Raw genomic sequence first — 23,352 nt, forward strand, 5'->3', positions numbered from 1 at the left:
TCAATACGAAAAAATCACTATAACGATCATAAGGTTTCAATCGTGTGATGCCCAAATTACGCCTTTTTCAATTTACAAAGGAGTGAAATTAAATTCATCAAGTCAGGATGTGTACCGTCATCACACTTATGCACTTTACTCGGATATGTTACCAACTGCGTAATATTTGTCACATAAGCAATGATAAGGATTTGCCATGATTATTATTAATTCATAATCAGCGACAAGGAATTGCGATGACGGCGGTGCTTGCTTTGTTTCGATCCATGTTAGGTAGCCTGAGGGATCTATTGCCAATCGTGGCGGTAATCGCTTTCTTCCAGCTTGCTGTCTTACAAGAGCCACTTCCTCATCTTTTATCTATTCTGACTGGCTTAGTGCTCGTCGTTTTTGGACTCACTTTCTTTATCTTTGGCCTTGAAATGGGGTTGTTTCCAATTGGCGAATCGATGGCTCAAGCATTTGCCAGAAAGGGGAGTGTGTTCTGGTTATTGATCTTCGCTTTTTGTTTGGGTTTTGGTACCACCATAGCCGAGCCAGCGTTAACCGCAGTCGCTGCCGAAGCCGCAGAAGTGGCAGCTGAGGGAGGTGTAATCCCCAATACGTTAGATGAAATGGAGCAGTATGCCAATGGCCTGCGCTTTACTGTGGCACTGTCAGTCGGTATCGCTATTTTACTCGGTGTGCTGAGAATCTTAAAAGGTTGGCCAATCCAGTACATGATCATCGGTGGATATATTGGAGTGGTCGTGCTCACTGCATTTGCTCCGGAAAACATCATTGGAATTGCGTATGACTCTGGTGGAGTAACGACATCGACGATCACCGTCCCATTAGTAACTGCGTTAGGGGTGGGTTTAGCCTCGGCAATTAAAGGGCGTAATCCGATGATAGATGGTTTTGGGTTGATCGCGTTTGCTTCGTTGCTGCCGATGATGTTTGTCATGGTGTACGGGATGGTGGTGACATGATCAGTGTTCAACAATTTATCGACACCTTTCTCGGCACTGTGATGGATGTGATCCCGATTGCGATCATCATCTTCGGTTTTCAGTTGGTGGTATTACGAAAGCCAGTCAATAACCTAGCCAAAGTGCTGATCGGTTTCTTCTACGTCATTCTTGGCTTATCACTCTTTTTGATGGGATTGGAACTCGCGTTATTCCCTCTAGGGGAGACGATGGCAATGCAACTCACCGAGCCAAGTTTTTTGACTGAGTTTAAGATCAGTTCTGGTCTTGCTTTGGCTTGGTTTGATTATTACTGGGTCTATCTTTTCGCGTTTTGTATTGGTTTCAGCACCACGATAGCCGAGCCCTCTTTGATTGCTGTAGCGATTAAGGCGAACCAAGTTTCCGGTGGCAGTATCAGCGTCAATGGGCTGAGGATCGCCGTGGCATTGGGCGTTGCTATCGGTATCTCACTGGGCAGCTACCGTATCGTTGCGGGTGACCCGATCCATTACTACATCATTTTTGGTTATGTCGTCGTGGTCATTCAAACCTTTTACGCCCCAAAACTCATTATCCCATTAGCCTACGATTCGGGTGGCGTCACTACATCAACGGTGACAGTCCCTTTAGTGACGGCGCTCGGGCTTGGACTTGCTTCAACCGTACCAGGAAGAAATCCTGTCATTGATGGCTTTGGGTTGATCGCCTTTGCCAGCTTATTTCCCATCATTTCAGTGATGGGCTATGCCCAAATAACACAATGGTTAAACCGTTTACACACATCTAAGGAGAGCAAAGATGCGCTTTAAACTTATCTTAGCGTTTGTAGAAGAGAGCAAGACCGACACTGTGCTCGATGCCGCGCGTGATGCGGGCGCGACTGGAGCAACGGTGATTAATAACGCCAGAGGGCAAGGCTTAAACCAAAAAACCACCTTCTTCGGCTTAACGTTAGAGGTGCAAAAAGATGTGTTGCTGTTTGTGGTTGAGGAACACTTAGCGAGGCATATTCTTGAAACTATTGGCGAAGTCGGTGAGTTTGACCAGGAGTCAGGACAAGGTATAGCGGTGCAGATCGATATCGAAGATGCAGTCGGGGTAGCGCATCAAGTCGAGACATTAACTAAGGTTGTGGAGGATGAGTTATGAGTACCAGTGAAAAAATCCGAGTAGGTGATGTCATGGCCAATACGTACGTGATTATCGATGGGCTAACCACTGTGTTAGAAGCGATAGAGATGGCTAAGAAGCACAAAGTGAAAGCCATCATTGTCGATAAACGCCACGAGGATGACGAGTACGGTATCGTGTTGATGAATGATATAGCAAAGAAAGTGTTGGCTAAAAATCGATCTCCGAAGCGAACTAATGTTTATGAGATCATGACCAAGCCAGCGCTAAGCGTGTCTGCTGAGATGAACGTAAAGTATTGCGCTCGCTTGTTTGAACGCTTTGGTATCAGTCGTGCGCCAGTAATTCGTGATAACAAGATAGTCGGTATGGTTAGTTACAATAATATCGTGATCAACGGTATGGCGAGAGATGACGTGTAGCATTTAGATACGTACAATAGGCTCATAAACTTTATGGAGAAGTACGTGTGAAATTATTTTTTGCTTCAGACCTACACGGTTCGCTGCCAGCAACAGAAAAGGTATTAGAACTCTACCAAGCATCTGGTGCGCAATATTTAGTTCTATTGGGTGACATTCTGAATCATGGACCAAGAAACCCGATCCCAGAAGGGTATAACCCGCCGGCGGTTGCAGATAAGTTGAATGCGTTTTCTCAAGAGATCATTGCTGTTCGTGGTAACTGCGATAGCGAAGTGGATCAGATGTTGTTGTCTTTTCCAATGATGATGGATTACTCGTGGGTGCTATTAGAATCAGGTCAACGTATCTTCCTAACGCATGGCCATTTGTACAACACCAATAAACGCCCTGTGCTGAAGGCGGGCGATATCATTGCACACGGTCATACCCATATTCCTGTCGCCGAATACCAAGACGACATCTTTATCTTTAATCCTAGCTCGGTGACGTTCCCACGAGAGGGACACGCGGCGAGCTATGGCATCTATGAAAACAATACCTTCAAAGTCGTTAGCCTTGAAGGTGATGTTCTCGTGAGTGGTCAGCTTTAAATCATTGGATCGGCTGTGAAAGGCTTATTTTGAGTCCACGTGGCCGAGATCTCTGTCTGGAGCAATGATGTTTCGTACTCTTTGCTTCAGAACTTTCGCCTCTGGAAAACCGTCATCTGCTTTTCTTTCCCAAATCTGCACACCATTACAAAAGATTTCGAACCTGCCTCCTGTGTCTGGGTGTAAGCTCACTTGTTCAATTTCTTCGCTGAAGGTATGCAGTAGCTCTTGGCATAACCAACTAGAGCGAAGCATCCAATTGCATTGACGGCAATAGTGTATCGCGATTGTGGCTTTTGTTGCTGTCTCTTTCGCTGGCGCCAGATTAGGTTGTTCCGTTTTCATGGTTAATCCTTAAAATGCTACATCCGTAATTTGATACCAACGGCTAACAAAAAAGGGGCTTCATGCCCCTTTTTTCTATTGGTTTACCGTTTCATGGTATTCAGCTATTCATAAACAGTAAATAGCGATCCAATCTTAGTTTGAAAACAATACGGTAGAACCATGATTTAAGCTAGTCAGTAGCAGTGCCTTCGGGTTAACAATATCTATGCGGCGGCTTTGCTCTGCGTCCATCTTAATGACTTGAGTGATCAGCTCTAGCTGTTCTTCTGAAAAGTCTTGGCGCTGAGCCGAGGTCACATCTTTAAACTCCGTTGGCGAAACCAGTAAGTAGTTATCGTTAATATCCCACTGACCCGTTTCAGAGATGTTGATGACATTCGCAGGCTCAGTTTGATTACCGTAAAGTCTAACCACTGACATTCTTAAATATGTACCATTTGGTAGGTATTTCGCATTCGATGATAGTTCAACTCTACGAAGTGGGCCGATTGAGTCAGCTTGCTTGTTATCGCTAATCAGCGTCACCATTCTCGACTGCCATTCATGCTGAGTGAGCAAGCGCTCTACTTTTGCATTGCTGCTCCAATATAGCCAACCACTCAAAAATGCCGATAGAACCAGTAAGATAATCGATACTTTTAATTTCATGTTACTTACCACCGTTACAAATGTCGTTTACATCCGACTGGTTTGCGTAAATTCTTAGGGTTACATTTTCGCTCGAGTAATCTTGCGGGTGAATGTAATTGAGGGCAAGGTTATTGGTTTGTCCTCCTGTAGCGATCACTTCAGCCGGCTTTAACACACCAGTGTGACTCGTGTTGTAACTTAATACACACTTTTCTATTGCTGGCAGCCAACTGCTGAGGTCTGGGTGGTTAACCGGTGATTGAACCTTTACACCATCCACTTCAGTCAAAACCGTGAACTCGGACTCCACCGGGGTAGTAAACGTTAAAACGAGAATCGGCATGATGAAAGCGGCAAGCAGTAACCAAAATGTTAACCATTTATTGGTGCTTTTAGCCGGAGCTACAACAGGAGCGGTTGCTGGTTCTACTGCCACTTTAGTTTGTTGAACTTTTGTAATTGGCTCAGGTTCAAATGTGTCAGTGATTGCTTGTTCAGTCGCTGCAGGCGTTGCAAACGTTAGGATAGGTTCAACGTCATTTTCTGCAATTTCAGCGGCTACTGGCTGATCATTTGATGACAGTGGCGCAGAGCGCTCAACGGTCGCAATAAATTGGTAACCGCGCTTCGGTACTGTCTTTACGAATTCAGGAGATTTAGTCGAGTCTTTGAGCATCTTTCTCAGAGTCGATACGGCTTGCGTTAAGCTTGAGTCATCCACCTCAAAGCCTTGGTCTCGCCAAACATACTCATGCAATTCATTACGAGTGATAACTTCATTAGGCCTTTCTGACAGCATCAAGAGAATGCGGCTTTCATTGCTACCAAGACGTACGACTTCACCGTCGCTCATTTGATCGACAAGTGAATTGCTGTTTGGGTCGAATACGAACCGTTGTGCGAGAATAAACTTTGTGCCGATATTACTCATTGAATTCTTCTATTTTGGATTGTTTTGGGGGGCGAAATAGACAAATCTCAGGTGAAGTTCCGTTAATTCTTCACCAAATCATGGCTTATTTTATGTTCTTTTATATTTATCAGGCTCAAGGATAATAAAAACAGATAAAAAAAACAGTGTTTTTATGATTTTTGACCTTGAATTTACATTTGTCATCCTCATGTTAATGAACAGAAGAGTGGCATCAAGTGTTACGCCCCTATGATTATTCAACATAAAGTATAGATGTTTTGGAGTAAAAATGAGCGAAACGGCAACGCAAAATAAAGAGACTCGTGGCTTTCAATCTGAAGTAAAACAACTACTTCATCTAATGATTCACTCACTGTATTCAAATAAAGAAATCTTTCTACGTGAGCTGATCTCTAACGCATCTGACGCGGCTGATAAGCTTCGTTTTCAAGCTCTATCGAACGGTGACCTTTACCAAGGTGATGCAGATCTAGGTGTAAAACTTTCTTTCAACGCGGAAGCAAACACGTTAACCATTTCTGATAACGGTATCGGTATGAGCCGCGACAACGTTATTGAGCATTTAGGTACGATTGCTAAGTCAGGCACTGCAGACTTTTTCTCAAAGCTGTCTGAAGACCAAAGCAAAGACTCTCAACTGATTGGTCAATTTGGTGTGGGTTTCTATTCTGCATTCATCGTCGCAGACGCGGTAACGGTTCGCACACGTGCAGCTGGCCTGCCGAACAATGAAGCTGTTCAGTGGCACTCTGCAGGTGAAGGCGATTACACAATCGAAGACATCACTAAAGAGTCTCGTGGTACTGACATCGTTCTGCACATGCGTGAAGACGGTAAAGAGTTCTTAAATGAGTGGCGTCTGCGTGAAGTGATTGGTAAATATTCTGACCACATCGGCATTCCTGTTTCTATCTTCACAGCAGTGAAAGATGACGAAGGTAAAGACACCGAAGAGAAACATTGGGAACAGATCAACAAGGCGCAAGCACTTTGGACTCGTAACAAGTCTGATATCGAGAAAGAAGAGTACCAAGAGTTTTACAAACACGTATCTCACGACTTTGCTGATCCACTAACCTGGAGCCACAACAAGGTTGAAGGTAAGAACGATTACACAAGCCTGCTTTACATCCCAGCGAAAGCACCTTGGGACATGATGAACCGTGACCACAAGAGTGGCTTGAAACTTTACGTGCAGCGTGTATTCATCATGGATGACGCAGAGCAGTTCATGCCATCTTACATGCGTTTCGTTCGTGGCTTGATTGACTCAAACGATCTGCCATTGAACGTGTCTCGTGAAATCCTGCAAGACAACAAGGTAACTCAGTCTCTTCGTGGCGCATGTACCAAGCGTGTACTGACTATGCTTGAGCGCATGGCGAAGAATGACAATGATAAGTACCTAGAGTTTTGGAAAGAGTTCGGCCTAGTATTGAAAGAAGGCCCGGCTGAAGATATGGCGAACAAAGAGAAGATCGCTGGTCTACTTCGTTTCTCGTCAACGGAAGTGGATTCTGCTGAACAAACCATCAGCCTAGAATCTTACGTTGAGCGCATGAAAGAAGGCCAAGATAAGATTTACTACCTGACAGCAGATAGCTACGCTGCCGCTAAGAACAGCCCACACTTGGAGCAGTTCAAAGCTAAAGGTATTGAAGTGGTTCTAATGTACGATCGTATTGATGAGTACGTAATGAACTACCTGACTGACTTCGACGGTAAACAGTTCCAATCGATCACTAAAGCAGGCTTAGACCTAAGCAAGTTTGAAGGTGAAGAAGAGAAAGAGAAGCAAAAAGAGACAGAAGAAGAGTTCAAATCTGTTGTAGAGCGCACTCAATCTTACCTAGGTGGTCGTGTTAAAGAAGTTCGTACGACCTTCAAGCTAGCAACAACACCTGCGGTTGTTGTGACTGACGACTTCGAAATGGGCACGCAAATGGCGAAGCTTCTTGAAGCTGCGGGTCAAGCGGCACCGGAAGTGAAGTACATCTTCGAGATTAACCCTGAGCACGCACTGGTTAAACAGATGGCTGACGAAGCAGACGAGCAAGCGTTTGGTCGTTGGGTTGAGTTGCTACTTGGTCAAGCGATGCTGGCTGAAAAGGGCTCAATGGAAGATCCGTCACAATTCTTGGGTGCAATCAACGAGCTACTAACAAAGCGTTAGTCTTTCGACTTTAGGTTAAGCCAACAATTACAATAAAAAGCTCGCAAATGCGGGCTTTTTTTATGAACGTCGTTGAAAATTGACCTAACGTGGTCAACGTCACCGTTATCGTCACAACAAATGTTGTCGATGCATTCTTTAGTCGTAAATTCAGCCAAATTGAATATTAATGTGATAGAATGCTCGACCTAATCAGCTGGGGCTAAGAAGCGACTATCTCCAGTTGTATGATTTTTAAACGTTATACCGAAACTTACCGTTTTGCTTCTGTTCACAGTTTTGCTTAGCCTCAATGGTTACTTAACGCTTTCTGTTCATCCTAAAAATGAGCAAGAATGGAGGGATAGTGAGCTTCGGTATAAATCATAATTTTATAAGAGGATTAAACATGCGCATCATTCTTCTAGGTGCTCCTGGCGCGGGTAAAGGTACTCAAGCTAACTTCATCATGAACAAATTTGGTATCCCTCAAATTTCAACTGGTGACATGCTACGTGCTGCTATCAAAGCGGGTACTGAGCTTGGTAAGCAAGCAAAATCAGTAATCGACGCTGGTCAGCTAGTTTCTGATGAAATTATCCTTGGTCTTATCAAAGAGCGTATCGCTCAAGATGACTGTGAGAAAGGTTTCCTACTAGACGGTTTCCCACGCACAATCCCACAAGCTGATGGCCTAAAAGAAATGGGCATCGCTGTTGATTACGTTGTTGAATTTGACGTAGCTGACGATGTGATTGTTGAGCGTATGGCTGGTCGTCGTGCTCACCTTCCTTCTGGTCGTACATACCACACTGTGTACAATCCGCCTAAAGAAGAAGGTAAAGATGACGTAACGGGTGAAGACCTAGTGGTACGTGATGACGACAAAGAAGAAACAGTTCGTGCACGTCTAGGTGTATACCACGATCAAACAGCTCCGCTAATCTCTTACTACGGTAAAGAAGCTGAAGCAGGCAACACTCAGTACCTTAAGTTTGATGGTACTAAGCAAGTTGCTGAAGTTAGTGCAGAACTTGAGAAAGCACTAGCATAATTGGCTAACAGCCAGTTTTAGAATTTGATATATTGGAAGCGACCTTAAGGGTCGCTTTTTTTGTTTCAATTTTTAGTACGATACCAATCTAGATAATTTGATTGCACATGATTCAGAACGGTTCAGACCCGATGGCAGTGGCTAGCAATTGAGAGTGGATGTTGTGTATCTCATATGAAGAGTGATTATTCAGACTTTCATTGAGGCGCAATGATCTTAAACTTATGCAGATTAGTATATTACTTTCCAGAAAATCACATATTGGTCTCAGGTATCTATGGAAAATAATAAAAAGCAGGGTGTTTTACTGGTGAACTTAGGAACTCCAGATTCGGCGACCCCCGCTGGCGTTCGTCGATTTTTGAGTGAATTCTTACACGACAAGCGAGTTGTAAACCTAACGCGTTGGCTTTGGTGTCCTATATTACATGGGGTGATTTTACCGATTCGCTCGCCTAAAGTTGCTAAGCTGTATCAGTCTGTCTGGATGGATGAAGGCTCACCACTGCTTGTGTACTCTCAAAGACAAGCTGAAAAGCTCCAGAAGAAGCTAGAGATGCCTGTTGCACTGGGTATGACCTATGGCAACCCAAGCCTAAAGACTGGTGTTGAGCAACTGATGGAGCAGGGCGTTGAGGACATCATCGTACTGCCTTTATATCCGCAGTACTCTGGTACAACCACAGCGGCGGTTTCTGATGGTTTAACCAAAGCCTTTAAGCAGATGCCAGTTATCCCGAGCTATCGCTTTATTCGCGACTACTACGCGCACCCAAGCTATGCCAAAGCATTGGCTGAAAGCGTCCGCAGTCATTGGGATAAAAATGGCAGAGCCGATCATTTAGTGTGTTCTTTCCACGGTATTCCGAAGCGACTGGCTGATGAAGGCGATATCTACCCTCAGCATTGTGAAGCGACAACAAAGCTGCTTGCGGCAGAGTTAGGTTTGTCAGCGGACGATATCACAATGACATACCAATCGCGATTTGGTCGAGAAGAGTGGTTGAAGCCATACACTGACGAGACACTTGAATCACTGCCGAGTAAAGGCATCAAGAAGATCGACATTATGGCACCTGCCTTTTCGGTTGACTGTTTGGAAACGTTGGAAGAGATTTCAGACCAGTGTAAAGAGACTTTCATTGACGCTGGTGGTTCGGACTTTAGCTACATTATGTGTCTGAACGACAGAGATTCGCACATCGATATGATGGCAGAGTTAGTGGCGCTGTATCGCTAACAGATGCTGAGCCTTGATTATGACTTATCGTTAGCATTAAGGCGCATAATACAAATAACAAAAGGGCTGCTCATTGAGCAGCCCTTTTTGATCAGGATATTTCGTTTTGAAACAGCTTGAGAGTTAAGCCGCAGATGTCTCTGTTGCTTGCTTAGCTTTAGGCTCTGCTTCAAGCGTCATGTTGGTTTCTACGCCGTGCATCCATGACACAAGCTTACCAGCACAAAGCAGCAGTAATATGCCACTCACCGTTGCTGTGATAGCAATACCACTGAAGATTGACATAGCACCAAGCTCACCAACGTGAGAACCAACCAGGCCTGCCACGTAGTTTGCCACCGCATTGAAGCCAAACCATGCACCCATCATCAATGATGCTAGGCGAAGCGGAGCTAACTTAGTGACCAACGACAGGCCAATAGGAGATAGACAAAGCTCACCAAGGGTATGGAAGAAGAAAGCGCCGACTAGCCATAGCATTGATGTTTTCACTGTTAGGTCACCGCCTTGCTCCATTACCGCGCCCATCATGCACACAAAGCCCAGTGCTAAGAAGAACAATGCCATTGCAAACTTCACAGGAGAGTTGGGTTCACGCTTACCCAGTTTCACCCAGAACGCAGCAATGATTGGAGCAAGTGTAATGATGAAGAATGGGTTCAAAGATTGGAACCACGCAGCAGGAACTTCAAAGCCACCAATCATACGGTCAGTATATTGTTGAGTGTAGATGTTCATTAGGCCGCCAGCTTGTTCAAAGCCCGCCCAGAATACAATCACGAACAGACCCATGATAAGAATCACTTTTAGTCTGTCGAACTCTTCTTTGGTCAGTGGCGCTTTTTCTTTAGATTTGTTCAGTGCTTTCGCTCTTGCAGCAGCAGGTACAGAACCGATGTTGCCTAACCAAGACTGAGCCATTGTCACTTGCATGATCAAGCTAATAACCATACCAATACCAGCGGCTAGGAAACCTGCTTTCCAACCGAATGAATCGACAGCAGCACCTGAAATTAATCCACCAAGCAGCGCACCTAAGTTGATGCCCATGTAGAAAATGGTGAAAGCACCGTCACGGCGGTTATCGCCTTCTTGGTACAGATCGCCAACCATGGTTGAGATGTTCGGCTTAAACATACCGTTACCACTGATTAGCAGTGCTAAACCAAGGTACAGAGCGTTCACTTGGTCTAAACCGATGAAGCCGTTAGGTAGAGCCAGTGTAAATTGGCCAAGTGCCATTAATACACCGCCAATCAGAATTGATTTACGCTGACCTAGGTAGTTATCGGCAATCCAGCCACCAATTAATGGTGTGATGTAGACTAAACCGGTGTAAATACCGTAGAGATCGAGTGCGTCTTTCGTTGACCAACCCAGTCCACCGTTGAGGGTAGTGTCAGTCAAAAATAAGACAAGGATGGCGCGCATCGCATAGTAAGAGAAACGTTCCCATAGCTCTGTGCTAAAAAGTAGAAATAGGCCTCTAGGGTGGCCAAAGATGTTGTGGTTGCTTGGCATAAGTTTTACTAATTTTAGGTATTAAAAGATTTTATGGTCATTCATGTATACACAGTGGGATAAAAGTCTGCAATAGACGTATTTTATGGTTACGACAACTTGATTTAGCTAAGGTATTGATATTAATCATCTTTACTTTTAATGTTGCCCATTTTAAGTGTGCTGCAAACTAATTTTCCAGATTTGAGCTGGTTGGTTAATAACCTTTATTAAAGTCGTGTTGAATAAAAATCTTTAGAGGCATTGCTCTGGTGTATCATTTTGAGTTTAAAGGGAGTGGTGTGCTCATTAGGTGGGGTATACATATGCTTACAACAATGAGTCTTTTGATCTCTAAATGATCTCTGTACAATGCTTAACCACTCCGACACCTATAACTTTTTGTTGATAAATTGGTCTGCTACGCATTATTTTTCGTTAGCAACGATTCATTTTATTAATGGCGATTCAACCGTTTTAGGCATGTGGTAAAATATCTAAAAATATAAAATGGCTAGTTAAATGAAACGTTGGTATTTGCTTTACTGTAAGCGTGGTGATCAAAAACGCGCTCAGCAGCACTTAGAGAATCAGGGGGTAGAGTGCTTTTACCCTCAAATAGAAGTCAAAAAGGTGGTGAGAGGGAAAGAAAAGCAGGTCAAAGAACCGCTGTTTCCGTCTTACATCTTTGTTCGCTTCGATTATGAGCAAGGTCCTAGCTTCACGACCGTTCGTTCAACACGTGGCGTTGTGGACTTTATTAAGTTCGGTTCACTGCCGCACGAGGTCCAAGGAGACTTGGTGTTTGAACTTAAAGAGTTTGAGAAGTGCTGCAGTAACGAAGTGGAAGATTGTTGTGTTGAGTTTGAATCTGGACAGGTAGTTAAGATTCAGAGTGGCCAATTTGCTGGGGTTGAAGCTATTTTCGATCAGAAAGACGGTGAGGCTCGATCGATTATGCTGGTCAAAATGATCAGCCAAGTCGTTCCAATCAGTATTGAGAACGAAGCACTACAAGCTCGCGCATAACTGTAGTAATAAAAAATAGGCTTAAAACAAAAGGCGCATAATGCGCCTTTTTTAGTCTTTAGGATTTGTTCAAAACGCTCTAAGCGTTGTAAGCATCGTTGTGAACGGCTTGTACTGCACGGCCTGATGGGTCGACACAGTTTTTGAATGACTCATCCCACTCAATCGCTTTCGCTGATGAACAAGCAACTGAAGGACCACCAGGTACACACTCTGCCGCAGATTCTAGAGGGAATAGCTCCTCAAAGATTTCACGGTAAGCATAACCTTCTTTGGTTGTTGGCGTGTTGTAAGGGAAACGGAACTTAGCAGCTTCCATTTGTTGATCCGTTACTTTTGCTTCAGCCGTTGCTTTTAATGTATCAATCCAATCGTAGCCAACACCATCAGAGAACTGCTCTTTTTGACGCCATGCGATTGAATCTGGTAGGTAGTCTTCAAAACACTCACGCAAGATGTGCTTCTCCATCTTACCGTTACCACACATCTTGTCTTCAGGGTTTAGACGCATTGCGACATCGATGAACTCTTTATCCAAGAATGGTACACGGCCTTCAACACCCCATGCCGCTAGCGATTTGTTTGCACGAGCACAGTCGAACATGCTTAGAGCAAGCAGTTTACGTACTGTCTCTTCGTGGAACTCTTTCGCGTTTGGCGCTTTATGGAAGTACAGGTAACCACCAAAGATTTCATCAGCACCTTCACCTGAAAGTACCATCTTGATCCCCATCGCTTTGATCTTACGAGCCAGCAAGTACATTGGCGTTGATGCACGAATCGTCGTTACATCGTAAGTTTCGATATGGTAGATAACGTCACGGATTGCGTCTAGGCCTTCCTGAATAGTGTAAGTCATCTCATGGTGCACAGTTCCGATCTTGTCCGCAACTTCACGAGCAGCGATAAGGTCTGGTGCGCCTTCAAGACCAACAGCGAACGAGTGCAGTTGTGGCCACCAAGCTTCAGATTGCTCATCATCTTCGATACGCATTGCCGCAAAGCGTTTTGCAACTGCTGAAGTAATTGATGAATCCAGGCCACCAGATAGAAGTACACCGTAAGGAACGTCAGTCATTAGTTGACGTTTAACGGCTGCTTCTAGCGCTTCAGTCAGTTCTTCTTTGCTTGTGCTGTTGCCTTGTACCGCAGCGTACTCGTTCCAATCGCGGATGTAGTAGCGTTGAGGTTCAGCATCTTTCGAAGAGTAGAAGCTACCTGGAGGGAATTCACTGATCGTCTTACATACTTCAACCAATGCTTTCATCTCTGAAGCCACGTAGTAGTTGCCGTGCTCATCGTAACCTTGGTAAAGCGGGATGATACCAATATGGTCGCGGCCCACTAGGTACTCGTCTTTCTCTTCGTCGTATAAAACGAATGCGAAAATACCGTTAAGCTCTTCTAGAAGGTCTGCACCCATCTCTTGGTATAGCGCTAGGATAACTTCACAGTCAGAATCAGTCTGGAACTGGTACTTATCTTCATAGCGTGCACGAAGTTCTTTGTGGTTATAAATTTCACCGTTTACTGCAAGAATGTGCTTTTTGTCTTGACTGTATAGTGGTTGAGCACCACTGTTCAAGCCAACAATAGCAAGACGTTCATGAGCAAGGATTGCTTTTTCACCAGCATAGATACCAGACCAGTCTGGACCACGGTGACGAAGCTTCTTAGACATTTCTAAAGCAATAGGGCGAAGTGCTGCGGCATCACTTTTAATGTCGAGAATGCCAAATACTGAACACATAGAACTTCCTTTTAAATAATTTCCAAATCAACTGCATTCAATTTGCCATTCTGGCTAAAAAAAGCAACCGGATGTGAGCAAAAAAATAATATAAAGGGTGTTCTGTTAGAAATTATCTAATTTTTATGTGCTTTTGGTGTGTGATGTTTAATTGCGGTTGGTTTTTTAAACAAAAACCTCTCAAAAGTGCGAAAAATAGGCAGTTTTGAGAGGTTTAGTTGAACACTGTCTAATACTAGATTTTATTGATATTTGGATTTAACTGTTCGCAAACGTGGCGAGCAAAACCACTACCAGCCTCGCTGTAAATGTTAAATGCCGCATCAACGCCATTCTCTTTCAGTGTTTCGAGTTGATCGGGATATTCAGCAATAGCCGCAATTTGGCCTTTAAAGTTACGTGACTTTAATTGTTCTAAAGCGGTTTGATTACCTTGGTGGTGAGGCATTGCCAAAATCACCAGCTTTACGTTTGCTGTATCTAGAATTCGCTCCCAGAAATCTGGGTCAGTCGCGTCGCCAGAAATCACGTTTCTGCCTTGGCTTCTGTGGTTGTGCGCGGCTTCTTCACGCACTTCTACACCTAGGCTGACCTTGCCATAGCGAGTACGTAATTCGTCATAAGCACCGGTACCAATTCGGCCCATACCTAGAATAAGCACTTGGGCACGACCAGGGTCAATTCGCTTATCACGTCGGTGAAGCTTTTCTGACGCATGCTCTTTTAGCCATTTACCTGACTGCTGATAAAGCTTATGACCAGCTCGGTTTAAAGGAGCAGCGATTAGAAAAGACAGTGAAACTGCAATGGCAACGGCAACTAAGATATCACCCGACATCCAACCCATCTTGAAGGCGAGACCACCAACGATGAGGCCAAACTCGCTATAGTTAAACAGTGATAGCGAGGCAAGTAGAGACGTTCGAACACGGAACTTGAAGCGGTTGAGTACCAAGAAGTAGAGAACACCTTTCACTGGCAGCATCAGCAAGAACAAGATTGCGAGCATAAAGCCTTGAATGGTTGGTTGCTCTGACAGACCAATATTCAAGAAGAAACAGACAAGGAAAAGTTCTTTAAGGTTAAACAGCGACTTTGATAATTCTGAGGCTTTTGGGTGACCAGCAAGTAACATACCTAGAACAAGAGCCCCCAAATCTGGTTTCACACCAACCAAATGGAATAAACCAGCACCGACGACTAATGCGAAGAAGATGCCGGAAAGAACCAGCATCTCACCGTGACCAACCCAATCGAGCACTTTGTAGAACAGTGGGCGTAATAAGGGTAGGGCAAACAGAGCAATTGCATACCACTCAGGTATTTTGCCCGTAGAAGCCGTTAAGAATACTACGGCGAAGATATCCTGCATGACCAAGATACCAATCGCTAACGTTCCGTAGGTCGCATTCATTTCGCCTTTCTCTTGCAGAGTCTTAACCGCAAATACAGTACTAGAGAATGAAAGAGCAAAACCGAGCAGAACGATCTGTTCTACCGACATGGCAGCTAGCGATGAAATACCTAAGAACTTAAAGCCAAACAGGGCGACGGCGAAAAACAGAGTGGACAAAAGGTTGTGGATTGTCGCGCCAGCCCAGATCTCTTTAGAGAGTAGGGTTTTGATATCGAGCTTTAAGCCGATAGTAAATAGAAGCAGCGTGACACCAAGGTCAGCTAAAGTAATGATGGTGTCATTGGTTTCAAAGCCAAAGGCAAAAAGCCCAAAGCCTGCAACCAAAAAACCAACTAATGGGGGAAGGTGACACTTTAAAGCAATAAATCCTGCGATAAACGCAGTGGATATTAATATAAGTTCCATAACTTGTTGTTGTAGTTCCCTAGCTTAAAAAAACGGGCCGTGTTTATACAAACACGGCCCGCGGAAAATCAGAATTGTTTTCTCTAGTCTTCGAGAAGCTTCTGCAGTAACACGCCGTTAAGCATGGCGCGCTTAATCATAGCAAAAGCTCCCATCGTAGGATGTTTATCGATCTGTGATGCTACAATAGGCAGGCCGCTATGGAAAGTCGTTAACGACTGATTCTCTACATTGCGCTTAATTGCAGGAAAAACAATCTCTTGTGCCTTGGTAATATCACCAGCAATGATAACTTTTTGAGGGTTAAATAAGTTAATCGTCATCGCGATAGCCTTACCTAACTGGTTTCCTACTCGAACTAAGCTTTGCTTGGCTAGCTCATCACCATTAATCGCGTGGTCACAAACGTCTTGAATCGTAATATGCTCAAGCTCTGTTAAAGAAGACTCATAGCCTTGTTTAATCAGCTTCTGCACGCGTTCAACGATAGCTGGGTTTGCCGCTACTGTTTCAAGACAGCCGAAGTTACCACATTGGCATTGCTCGCCTAGCGGATCAATTTGGATATGACCAATTTCACCCACATTACGGTTATGACCTAGGAAAACCTGACCATTAACGATAATACCTGCACCTGTACCACGGTGAACACTGACCAAAATAGAATCTTGGCTATCTTTACTTGCACCGAAGTAGTGCTCAGCAAGCGCCATTCCACGAACATCGTTACCAACAAAACAAGCAACATGGAATGTATCGCGAATAATGTCGCTTAATGCGAGGTTATCGATGTCGGTATTCGGCATGTACTCAACAACACCGGTCGTTGGGTTAACCAAGCCTGGAAGCGTGACACCAATAGCAATCAGTTGATCGATCTTTGGTTGATGCTCAGCAATGAAAGCTTTGAGGTTATTGACCAAGCCTTGGGTAAGGTCTGATTGGTCTGAATAATTCAGGTCTTGCTGTTGGAAAGCCAATTCACGACCACCAAGGTCATGCAGGCTTATTTGAATGTAGTCTCGACCCAAACGCACAGCAACAGAATGAAAAGGCTCTACTTCTGTGGTTAGGGAGATAGCGCGTCTACCGCCAGTAGACGCTTGCTGCGCAACCTCTTTAATTAGGCCGCGCTCTAAAAGTTGGCGGGTAATTTTTGTAACACTTGCCGGTGCGAGTTGGCTTACATCAGCCACTTGTATACGACTGATAGGCCCCTGTTGGTCTATAAGTCGGTATACCACCGCACTGTTTAGTTGTTTAACTAAGTCTACGTTACCTATTTGTCCGCCATTCATACTTAATTGTGCTCGTATTGTCCGTTAACAACAGTCGCTTTAACGTTAAAGTCTCGGTCAAATACAGCTAGGTTTGCAACCATGCCTTTTTTGATTCGACCTAGCTTGCTTTCTACACCGATAGCCGTAGCTGGGTATAGCGTAGCCATGCGAAGAGCTTCGTCTAAAGCGATACCAGCGTGCTCAACTGTATTCTGAACTGCTTCAATCATAGTCAGAGCTGAGCCGCCCAGTGTGCCGTTTTCATCAACACACTTACCATCACGGTAATATACTTTCTTACCGACAAAAATAAAGTATTCCATGTCAGCACCTGCAGGAGCTGTGGCATCCGTCACTAATACCAACTTTTCTCCCTTGATTTTATGCGCAATTCTGATGTTTGCGTAATCAACGTGGAAGCCGTCGGCAATAATGCCAGCGTAAACCTCAGGAGTATCGTAAATCGCGCCAACAACGCCAGGCTCACGACCAACCATCGGCGTCATTGCATTGAACAGGTGAGTGGCGAACGTGATACCAGATTCGAAACCTTGACGCGCTTCTGCGTAAGTTGCGTTGGTGTGGCCGATAGAAACGACAACGCCAGCTTTGTGCAGGCGTTCGATGTGTTCAGGGTCGTTAAGCTCTGGAGCCAATGTTACTTTTGCAACAAGGTCACGGTTCTCACAGATAAGCTCAATCATTTCGTTGTCAGATTTACGAATGTGATCGACGCTATGGATGCCTTTTTTCGCAACGTTTAGGTAAGGGCCTTCAAGGTGCAGACCTAAAGATTGGTTTTGGTACTGGTTATGGTATTCACGAGCTGCCGTAATAACCGCACGCATATCTTCGTCTGAAGAGGTGATAAGCGTTGGTAGGAAGCTAGTACAGCCAGATTTCAGGTTTGCTTTGTGCATGATCTGCATGGTTTCTGCAGTGATCTCATCGTTAAGCATTACACCGCCACAACCATTCAGTTGTAGGTCAATGAAACCTGGGCTTAGGTTTGCTCCGTCTAGGTCGCGAAGCTCGATTCCTTCTGGCAATTCAGAGATAGGACAGACTTTTTTGATCAGTTCGTTTTCGATTACAACAGCATGATCGGTTAGAACATCACTACCAGTGTAAATTTTACAGTTACTTAGCGCGTACATAGTCAGCTAATCCTTATTTCGTGAGATCTTTTAAATTCGTTCGTTACCTAAATGCGGACTTAGTTTGCGAGCATCATTTACGTAACGATTTATCTTTTATGGGCAAACGGCTTCAAAATGATAAGCGATTTAAGTTGTTGAAAAACATATGAACAATTGATTTTTATTATACATTTAGGTCCATCAATAATGATTATTCACGGTGCTCTATAAGCCCGGAGTTACCATCTTTTTGCCTAATGATTAGATTTGGATTTTATCCATAAATGTTCATTTTTTTGAATGATAAAATAAGTTTTATGATCTCGCTAGCAAAAACCTCTGGATTTGGTAAAAACTGGTGATTAGGATCACAAATGGTAAGGTTTTAATTTGCGGGGCAAAATTAATTGAATACACTGAATAGGACTAAATTGAGCGACTAAAATAAGTTTCTCAAACGAATTCTAAAAAATCCTATAGGGGGAAACAACTGGTGAATATTCTAGGATATGCGCAGAAGCTTGGTAAGGCGTTAATGCTACCAATCGCAACGCTTCCGATTGCGGCATTGCTGCTACGTCTGGGTCAACCAGACTTACTCGATATCGCATTCATGGCATCTGCTGGTAACGCAATCTTCAGTCAACTACCATTATTGTTTGGTTTGGGTATAGCTATTGGTCTTTCTAAAGACGGTAACGGCGCAGCAGGTCTTGCTGGTGCAGTTGCTTACTTTGTTCTGACAGCAACCGCAACAAACATCGATGCTAGTGTAAATATGTCATTCTTCGGCGGTATCTTTGCAGGTATCATCGCAGGTCACTCTTACAATGCATTCCACGCGACTCGTCTTCCAGAGTGGCTAGCATTCTTCTCTGGCAAACGTCTAGTTCCTATTATGGCTGGTCTATTTGCTCTAGTTGCTGGCGCAATCTTTGGTGTTGTTTGGCCTGCTGTTCAATCTGGTCTAGATGCACTTGCTCACGCAGTTTCAACGTCTGGCGCTATCGGTCAATTTGTTTACGGTACTCTTAACCGTGCACTTATCCCAGTAGGTCTACACCATGTACTGAACTCGTACTTCTGGTTCGGTATGGGCTCTTGTCAAGAAATCATCGTTGCTGGTCAAGGCGCATTCGCTGGTATCACTCAACTTTGTGTTGACCCTGCACTGGCTAAAACACTAGTTGTTGGTCAAGAGCACACGTTCACATTCGCTAACTCTGTTACTCCAGAAATCACAACTGTTGTGAAAGAAGTGACTGAAACAGTTAAATCTGGCGACCTACACCGTTTCTTCGGTGGTGATAAAGGTGCTGGCGTATTCATGAACGGTTTCTTCCCTGTAATGATGTTTGGTCTACCAGGTGCTGCACTTGCAATGTACCTAGCTGCTCCTGCTGAAAAACGTAGCCAAGTTGGTGGCGCACTATTCTCAGTTGCATTCTGTTCATTCCTAACAGGTATCACAGAGCCGCTAGAATTCATGTTCGTATTCCTAGCTCCTGCTCTATACGCAATGCACGCTGTATTTACAGGTTTGTCTCTAGTAGTTGCTAACATGTTTGGTACTCTGCACGGTTTCGGTTTCTCTGCTGGTCTTATCGACTTCGTATTGAACTGGGGTCTAGCAACTAAACCATTCGTACTACTACTAATCGGTCTTGGCTTCGGTGCTCTATACTTCTTCACTTTCTCTTTCGCAATCCGCGCTTTCAACTTGAAATCGCCAGGTCGTGAAGATGATGACGAAGCTGTTGCAGCTCCTGCTGGCGACGCACCAAAGGGCGACCTTGCACGTCAATACCTGAAAGCTCTAGGTGGTCACGACAACCTAACTTCAATCGACGCTTGTATCACTCGTCTACGTCTAACTCTTAAAGACCGCTCTGTTGCAGATGAAGTTGTTCTTAAGAAACTTGGTGCTAAAGGTGTGGTTAAACTAGGTGAAAACAACCTACAGGTTATCCTAGGCCCACTAGCTGAAATCGTAGCTGGCGAAATGAAAGCTATTGGTGCAGGCGAAGACCTATCTGATGTAAAACTTCCACAGTAAGGGAAGTACTTAATTAAGACGTAAAGTTACTCTTAAGTAAGTGTCAAATTGAAAGCCTCCCACACGGGAGGCTTTTTTGTGCCTGCAGTTTAAGACCAGCGAACACGGTTCGTTCTATTCTTCATCGAATAGCAGAAATAATCGCAATTAACGGACGGTTCTTATTGTGCAAAGGCTAAGAATTGTGGATGATTAGCAACAATGATCTTTCTATCTTTGACTGGCGCTATAAGCGACCGTTTTCTTGGGGACGAAAGATAACTTTCTCTGACAATACTAAATACATAGAGGTGCTATAGATGAGTGAAGCTGAGGCTCGTCCATCGAATTTCATTCGCCAAATTATTGATAAAGATTTAGCGGATGGTACACACAGTAGCGTGCATACTCGTTTCCCGCCGGAGCCAAATGGCTACCTGCACATTGGTCACGCTAAATCTATTTGCTTGAACTTTGGTATTGCTCAGGACTACCAGGGACAATGTAATCTTCGTTTCGATGATACAAACCCTGAAAAAGAAGACGTTGAATACGTTGAGTCAATTAAGAATGATGTAAGCTGGTTAGGCTTCGAATGGTCTGGTGATATTTGTTACTCATCAAACTACTTCGATACGCTTTACGCTTATGCTGTGGAATTAATTAATAAAGGCTTAGCGTATGTTGACGAGCTAAGTCCTGATCAAATCCGTGAGTACCGTGGCACGCTAAAAGAGCCTGGTAAAGCGAGCCCATACCGTGACCGCAGCCCTGAAGAGAACCTAGCGTTGTTTGAAAAAATGCGTGACGGTGGCTTTGAAGAAGGTAAAGCGTGTCTACGTGCTAAGATCGACATGAGCTCTTCGTTCATGGTTATGCGCGATCCTGTTATCTACCGTGTTCGTTTTGCTCACCACCATCAAACGGCTGACAAGTGGTGCATTTACCCAATGTACGACTTTACTCACTGTATCTCTGATGCGCTGGAAGGTATTACGCACTCTATCTGTACGCTTGAATTCCAAGATAACCGTCGTTTGTACGATTGGGTTCTAGATAACATCACGATTGACTGCCAACCTCGTCAGTACGAGTTTAGCCGCCTGAATCTTGAATATACAGTGATGTCTAAGCGTAAGCTGAACCAACTTGTGGTTGAAAACCTAGTTCAAGGTTGGGATGACCCACGCATGCCTACTATTTCTGGCCTACGTCGTCGTGGTTTTACTTCAAGCTCGATTCGTGAATTCTGTAAGCGTATTGGTGTAACTAAGCAAGAGAACATGATTGAGTTCGGTTCACTTGAATCTTGCATCCGTGATGATCTGAACGAAAATGCACCTCGTGCAATGGCTGTTCTGGATCCAGTTAAGATCGTTATCGAAAACTACGAAGCAGATACAGTAGAAACGCTAACGGTTGCAAACCACCCGAACAAGCCAGAAATGGGTACTCGTGAAGTTCCATTTACACGCGAAGTTTGGATCGAACGTGACGACTTCCGTGAAGAAGCAAACAAAAAGTACAAGCGTTTGGTTCTAGGTAAAGAAGTTCGCCTGCGTGGTGCTTACGTGATCAAAGCTGAACGTATCGAAAAAGATGCAGAAGGCAACATTACGACTATCTTCTGTTCTTACGACAATGAAACATTGGGTAAGAACCCTGCAGATGGCCGCAAAGTGAAAGGCGTTATCCACTGGGTATCTGCTGATAAAGCACTGCCTGCTGAGATTCGTTTGTACGATCGTCTATTCACAGTGCCAAACCCAGCCGCTGCTGATGACTTCGCTGCAACGCTAAACCCTGAATCTCTTGTTACGCTAAATGGTTTTGTTGAACCTAGCCTAGCTGAAGGTGTAGCAGAGCAAGCGTACCAGTTTGAACGAACAGGTTACTTCTGTGTAGATTCGAAAGATTCTAAAGCAGCTGCACTAGTATTCAACCGTACGGTTGGTCTACGCGATACTTGGGGAAAAACTGAAGCTTAATCGCTAAAGTGATTCGCTTTCGATAAGCACCCTAATAAAAAACCGGCTTAGAGCCGGTTTTTTGTATCTGAATAAAGTCGTCAATTATAGAATAAGTTGCGATTAATCGTCTTATGTAGTGACCATATAAAAAACGCCGGCCTAAGCCAGCGTTCTGTATTACTACTTCGCTTTATGCGCGTCTGGATTGCCTTTGCAATCTCCGTTAATGCTTTTGCCGTACAAGTACAAACTGTGGTTTGTTAGTTGCACGTTGTAACGCTGAGCAATCTCTTTCTGTCTTTCTTCGATGATGTCATCAGAGAATTCGATCACTTCGCCACAATCTAAACATACAAGGTGGTCGTGGTGGTGCTGTGTAGAAAGTTCAAATACAGACTTGCCGCCTTCGAAGTGGTGACGAGTTACAATGCCAGCGTCATCGAATTGGTTAAGTACTCGATAAACGGTTGCAAGACCGATTTCTTCACCTAGGTCGATCAGCTTCTTATATAAATCTTCAGCACTAATATGTTGGCAGTCTGGCTGTTGTAATACTTCTAAAATTTTGAGCCGTGGAAGGGTCACTTTAAGACCTGCATCTTTTAGCGCTTGATTATTGTCTGACATATACTTTCCTGTTGATGATCTGCAGCAATTAACAGAATTCAATATTAATACCATTATAGTTTAGTCAGGCATAACAATAAACCACGAACTTCAAAGGGTTACTTACTGACATCACAATCTGTTTTGTAAATTGGAAGTATCTCACTTATAGTGGAGGTACGACCAGTCAAGGTGACGGTGTTTCTGATATGAACATGGAATGTTGTTATGAATAAGCAACTCGCAAAAATATATAAACCCAACATTGTAAAATTTGCTCTTAATATTTGGCCTCCCTTTTGGGGAGCGGGTATTCGAATAGCCCACATTAGCACTGACTTTAGGGTTGTTAAGACAGTACTTAAGCTACGCTGGTGGAATAAGAACGCCAATCGTACTCAATATGGCGGCAGTATCTTTTCTCTTACCGATCCCGTTTACTCATTGATGTTAATGGGAATTTTAGGTGAACGATATTATGTTTGGGATAAAGAAGCGAGCATTAACTTCATCAAGCCGGGGCAATCGGACTTGTATGCAGATTTTGAGATAAGGCAAGGGCAGCTTGACGATATCTATCGTCAGACGCAACTCGGTGAAAAGTGTTTCCCCGAATTTATTATTCACGTGAAAGATAAGCAGGGTAATGTGGTTTCAGAAATTCAACGCACCCTCTATGTAAGAAAGAAGCCGCAATTTAGAGATGATGATGAAGCATTAGAGGCTGAGTGCTAATTAATAGATTTTAAATAGCAAAAAACCTC

At 44.0% G+C, this 23,352-nt stretch carries 21 protein-coding genes; 12 read left to right on the plus strand and 9 right to left on the minus strand.

The genetic code is table 11. From position 1 onward, the window contains the following. Window positions 1–236 precede the first annotated feature (236 nt). From A6D97_RS03145 to yfcE, 5 genes are read left to right on the plus strand one after another with little or no spacing between them, the layout of a single operon-like run. Complete coding sequence (locus A6D97_RS03145) at window positions 237–971, plus strand: DUF1538 domain-containing protein (protein ID WP_017072437.1); 735 nt, start codon at window positions 237–239, stop codon at window positions 969–971. Continuing rightward, window positions 968–1,762, plus strand: coding sequence for a DUF1538 domain-containing protein (locus tag A6D97_RS03150; protein WP_065583823.1), 795 nt, complete (start codon window positions 968–970; stop codon window positions 1,760–1,762). The genes A6D97_RS03145 and A6D97_RS03150 overlap by 4 nt, the downstream gene beginning before the upstream one ends. Further along, complete coding sequence (locus A6D97_RS03155; RefSeq protein WP_017062207.1) at window positions 1,752–2,102, plus strand: P-II family nitrogen regulator; 351 nt, start codon at window positions 1,752–1,754, stop codon at window positions 2,100–2,102. The genes A6D97_RS03150 and A6D97_RS03155 overlap by 11 nt, the downstream gene beginning before the upstream one ends. After that, entirely contained in the window at window positions 2,099–2,506 is a 408-nt protein-coding gene (locus A6D97_RS03160; RefSeq protein ID WP_065583824.1) for a CBS domain-containing protein, read from the plus strand. Before A6D97_RS03155 ends, A6D97_RS03160 begins: the two co-directional genes overlap by 4 nt. Window positions 2,507–2,553: 47 nt before the next feature. Then, entirely contained in the window at window positions 2,554–3,099 is a 546-nt protein-coding gene (yfcE, locus tag A6D97_RS03165; protein ID WP_065583825.1) for a phosphodiesterase, read from the plus strand. A gap of 24 nt (window positions 3,100–3,123) precedes the next feature. Here yfcE and A6D97_RS03170 read toward each other — a convergent pair whose 3' ends face one another. The 3 genes from A6D97_RS03170 to A6D97_RS03180 all read right to left on the minus strand — a co-directional run bounded on the left by A6D97_RS03170 (window position 3,124) and on the right by A6D97_RS03180 (window position 5,008). Next, on the minus strand, window positions 3,124–3,444 hold the full coding sequence (locus tag A6D97_RS03170) for a SelT/SelW/SelH family protein (protein ID WP_017062204.1): 321 nt from the start codon (window positions 3,442–3,444) through the stop codon (window positions 3,124–3,126). A gap of 135 nt (window positions 3,445–3,579) precedes the next feature. After that, on the minus strand, window positions 3,580–4,095 hold the full coding sequence (locus A6D97_RS03175) for a regulatory protein ToxS (RefSeq protein ID WP_017063402.1): 516 nt from the start codon (window positions 4,093–4,095) through the stop codon (window positions 3,580–3,582). 1 nt (window position 4,096) lies between these two features. After that, a complete protein-coding gene (locus A6D97_RS03180; protein WP_017063403.1) occupies window positions 4,097–5,008 on the minus strand; it encodes a transcriptional regulator in 912 nt (303 codons plus the stop codon). 271 nt (window positions 5,009–5,279) lie between these two features. Between A6D97_RS03180 and htpG the strand changes: the two genes are divergently transcribed. From htpG to hemH, 3 genes are all read left to right on the plus strand, one after another. Then, window positions 5,280–7,184 (plus strand): molecular chaperone HtpG, encoded by a 1,905-nt coding sequence (gene htpG / locus A6D97_RS03185; RefSeq protein ID WP_017062201.1) that lies wholly within the window; start codon window positions 5,280–5,282, stop codon window positions 7,182–7,184. A 388-nt stretch (window positions 7,185–7,572) separates the two neighbouring features. Then, on the plus strand, window positions 7,573–8,217 hold the full coding sequence (gene adk / locus A6D97_RS03190; protein ID WP_017062200.1) for an adenylate kinase: 645 nt from the start codon (window positions 7,573–7,575) through the stop codon (window positions 8,215–8,217). Between the two features lie 277 nt (window positions 8,218–8,494). Next, window positions 8,495–9,457 carry a ferrochelatase gene (gene hemH / locus A6D97_RS03195; RefSeq protein ID WP_017063404.1) on the plus strand — a complete coding sequence of 321 codons (963 nt, stop codon included), beginning with the start codon at window positions 8,495–8,497 and terminating at the stop codon, window positions 9,455–9,457. 123 nt (window positions 9,458–9,580) lie between these two features. Here hemH and A6D97_RS03200 read toward each other — a convergent pair whose 3' ends face one another. Next, entirely contained in the window at window positions 9,581–10,978 is a 1,398-nt protein-coding gene (locus A6D97_RS03200) for a peptide MFS transporter (RefSeq protein ID WP_017062198.1), read from the minus strand. Window positions 10,979–11,479: 501 nt separating this feature from the next. Between A6D97_RS03200 and rfaH the strand changes: the two genes are divergently transcribed. Next, complete coding sequence (gene rfaH, locus A6D97_RS03205; RefSeq protein ID WP_017062197.1) at window positions 11,480–11,986, plus strand: transcription/translation regulatory transformer protein RfaH; 507 nt, start codon at window positions 11,480–11,482, stop codon at window positions 11,984–11,986. Between the two features lie 79 nt (window positions 11,987–12,065). On the opposite strand, the gene asnB is transcribed toward rfaH, so the two are convergent. The 4 genes from asnB to nagA all read right to left on the minus strand — a co-directional run bounded on the left by asnB (window position 12,066) and on the right by nagA (window position 17,995). Then, window positions 12,066–13,736 carry an asparagine synthase B gene (gene asnB / locus A6D97_RS03210; RefSeq protein ID WP_017062196.1) on the minus strand — a complete coding sequence of 557 codons (1,671 nt, stop codon included), beginning with the start codon at window positions 13,734–13,736 and terminating at the stop codon, window positions 12,066–12,068. A gap of 235 nt (window positions 13,737–13,971) precedes the next feature. Then, window positions 13,972–15,558 carry a cation:proton antiporter family protein gene (locus tag A6D97_RS03215; protein ID WP_017062195.1) on the minus strand — a complete coding sequence of 529 codons (1,587 nt, stop codon included), beginning with the start codon at window positions 15,556–15,558 and terminating at the stop codon, window positions 13,972–13,974. A gap of 83 nt (window positions 15,559–15,641) precedes the next feature. Next, on the minus strand, window positions 15,642–16,856 hold the full coding sequence (locus A6D97_RS03220; RefSeq protein ID WP_065583826.1) for an ROK family protein: 1,215 nt from the start codon (window positions 16,854–16,856) through the stop codon (window positions 15,642–15,644). A gap of 2 nt (window positions 16,857–16,858) precedes the next feature. After that, window positions 16,859–17,995, minus strand: a complete 1,137-nt coding sequence (gene nagA / locus A6D97_RS03225) for an N-acetylglucosamine-6-phosphate deacetylase (RefSeq protein ID WP_017062193.1) — start codon at window positions 17,993–17,995, stop codon at window positions 16,859–16,861. A gap of 475 nt (window positions 17,996–18,470) precedes the next feature. On the opposite strand from nagA, the gene nagE reads away from it, so the two are divergent. Further along, window positions 18,471–20,033, plus strand: a complete 1,563-nt coding sequence (gene nagE, locus A6D97_RS03230) for an N-acetylglucosamine-specific PTS transporter subunit IIBC (RefSeq protein ID WP_065583827.1) — start codon at window positions 18,471–18,473, stop codon at window positions 20,031–20,033. A 299-nt stretch (window positions 20,034–20,332) separates the two neighbouring features. Beyond that, window positions 20,333–22,000 (plus strand): glutamine--tRNA ligase, encoded by a 1,668-nt coding sequence (gene glnS / locus A6D97_RS03235; protein WP_065583828.1) that lies wholly within the window; start codon window positions 20,333–20,335, stop codon window positions 21,998–22,000. Window positions 22,001–22,162: 162 nt separating this feature from the next. Here the strand turns inward: glnS and fcrX are convergent, their stop codons facing one another. Continuing rightward, window positions 22,163–22,609 (minus strand): ferric iron uptake transcriptional regulator FcrX, encoded by a 447-nt coding sequence (gene fcrX / locus A6D97_RS03240; RefSeq protein WP_017061956.1) that lies wholly within the window; start codon window positions 22,607–22,609, stop codon window positions 22,163–22,165. Window positions 22,610–22,816: 207 nt separating this feature from the next. Here fcrX and A6D97_RS03245 point away from each other — a divergent pair, with 207 nt between their 5' ends. Continuing rightward, the gene (locus tag A6D97_RS03245; RefSeq protein ID WP_017061955.1) at window positions 22,817–23,323 is read left to right on the plus strand and encodes a DUF4442 domain-containing protein; all 507 of its coding nucleotides are present in this window, start codon (window positions 22,817–22,819) and stop codon (window positions 23,321–23,323) included. Window positions 23,324–23,352: the final 29 nt, after the last annotated feature.

This window comes from Vibrio sp. ZF57 (genome assembly GCF_001691235.1).
GTDB classification, from domain to species: domain Bacteria; phylum Pseudomonadota; class Gammaproteobacteria; order Enterobacterales; family Vibrionaceae; genus Vibrio; species Vibrio crassostreae_C.

What these genes read in the sequence shown, in the direction of transcription:
- A6D97_RS03145 (WP_017072437.1), top strand. Translation starts at nt 237, where the DNA reads ATGACGGCGGTGCTTGCTTTGTTTCGATCCATGTTAGGTAGCCTGAGG.
- A6D97_RS03150 (WP_065583823.1), top strand. Translation starts at nt 968, where the DNA reads ATGATCAGTGTTCAACAATTTATCGACACCTTTCTCGGCACTGTGATG.
- A6D97_RS03155 (WP_017062207.1), top strand. Translation starts at nt 1,752, where the DNA reads ATGCGCTTTAAACTTATCTTAGCGTTTGTAGAAGAGAGCAAGACCGAC.
- A6D97_RS03160 (WP_065583824.1), top strand. Translation starts at nt 2,099, where the DNA reads ATGAGTACCAGTGAAAAAATCCGAGTAGGTGATGTCATGGCCAATACG.
- A6D97_RS03170 (WP_017062204.1), bottom strand. Translation starts at nt 3,444, where the DNA reads ATGAAAACGGAACAACCTAATCTGGCGCCAGCGAAAGAGACAGCAACA.
- A6D97_RS03175 (WP_017063402.1), bottom strand. Translation starts at nt 4,095, where the DNA reads ATGAAATTAAAAGTATCGATTATCTTACTGGTTCTATCGGCATTTTTG.
- A6D97_RS03180 (WP_017063403.1), bottom strand. Translation starts at nt 5,008, where the DNA reads ATGAGTAATATCGGCACAAAGTTTATTCTCGCACAACGGTTCGTATTC.
- htpG (WP_017062201.1), top strand. Translation starts at nt 5,280, where the DNA reads ATGAGCGAAACGGCAACGCAAAATAAAGAGACTCGTGGCTTTCAATCT.
- adk (WP_017062200.1), top strand. Translation starts at nt 7,573, where the DNA reads ATGCGCATCATTCTTCTAGGTGCTCCTGGCGCGGGTAAAGGTACTCAA.
- hemH (WP_017063404.1), top strand. Translation starts at nt 8,495, where the DNA reads ATGGAAAATAATAAAAAGCAGGGTGTTTTACTGGTGAACTTAGGAACT.
- A6D97_RS03200 (WP_017062198.1), bottom strand. Translation starts at nt 10,978, where the DNA reads ATGCCAAGCAACCACAACATCTTTGGCCACCCTAGAGGCCTATTTCTA.
- rfaH (WP_017062197.1), top strand. Translation starts at nt 11,480, where the DNA reads ATGAAACGTTGGTATTTGCTTTACTGTAAGCGTGGTGATCAAAAACGC.
- asnB (WP_017062196.1), bottom strand. Translation starts at nt 13,736, where the DNA reads ATGTGTTCAGTATTTGGCATTCTCGACATTAAAAGTGATGCCGCAGCA.
- A6D97_RS03215 (WP_017062195.1), bottom strand. Translation starts at nt 15,558, where the DNA reads ATGGAACTTATATTAATATCCACTGCGTTTATCGCAGGATTTATTGCT.
- A6D97_RS03220 (WP_065583826.1), bottom strand. Translation starts at nt 16,856, where the DNA reads ATGAATGGCGGACAAATAGGTAACGTAGACTTAGTTAAACAACTAAAC.
- nagA (WP_017062193.1), bottom strand. Translation starts at nt 17,995, where the DNA reads ATGTACGCGCTAAGTAACTGTAAAATTTACACTGGTAGTGATGTTCTA.
- glnS (WP_065583828.1), top strand. Translation starts at nt 20,333, where the DNA reads ATGAGTGAAGCTGAGGCTCGTCCATCGAATTTCATTCGCCAAATTATT.
- fcrX (WP_017061956.1), bottom strand. Translation starts at nt 22,609, where the DNA reads ATGTCAGACAATAATCAAGCGCTAAAAGATGCAGGTCTTAAAGTGACC.
- A6D97_RS03245 (WP_017061955.1), top strand. Translation starts at nt 22,817, where the DNA reads ATGAATAAGCAACTCGCAAAAATATATAAACCCAACATTGTAAAATTT.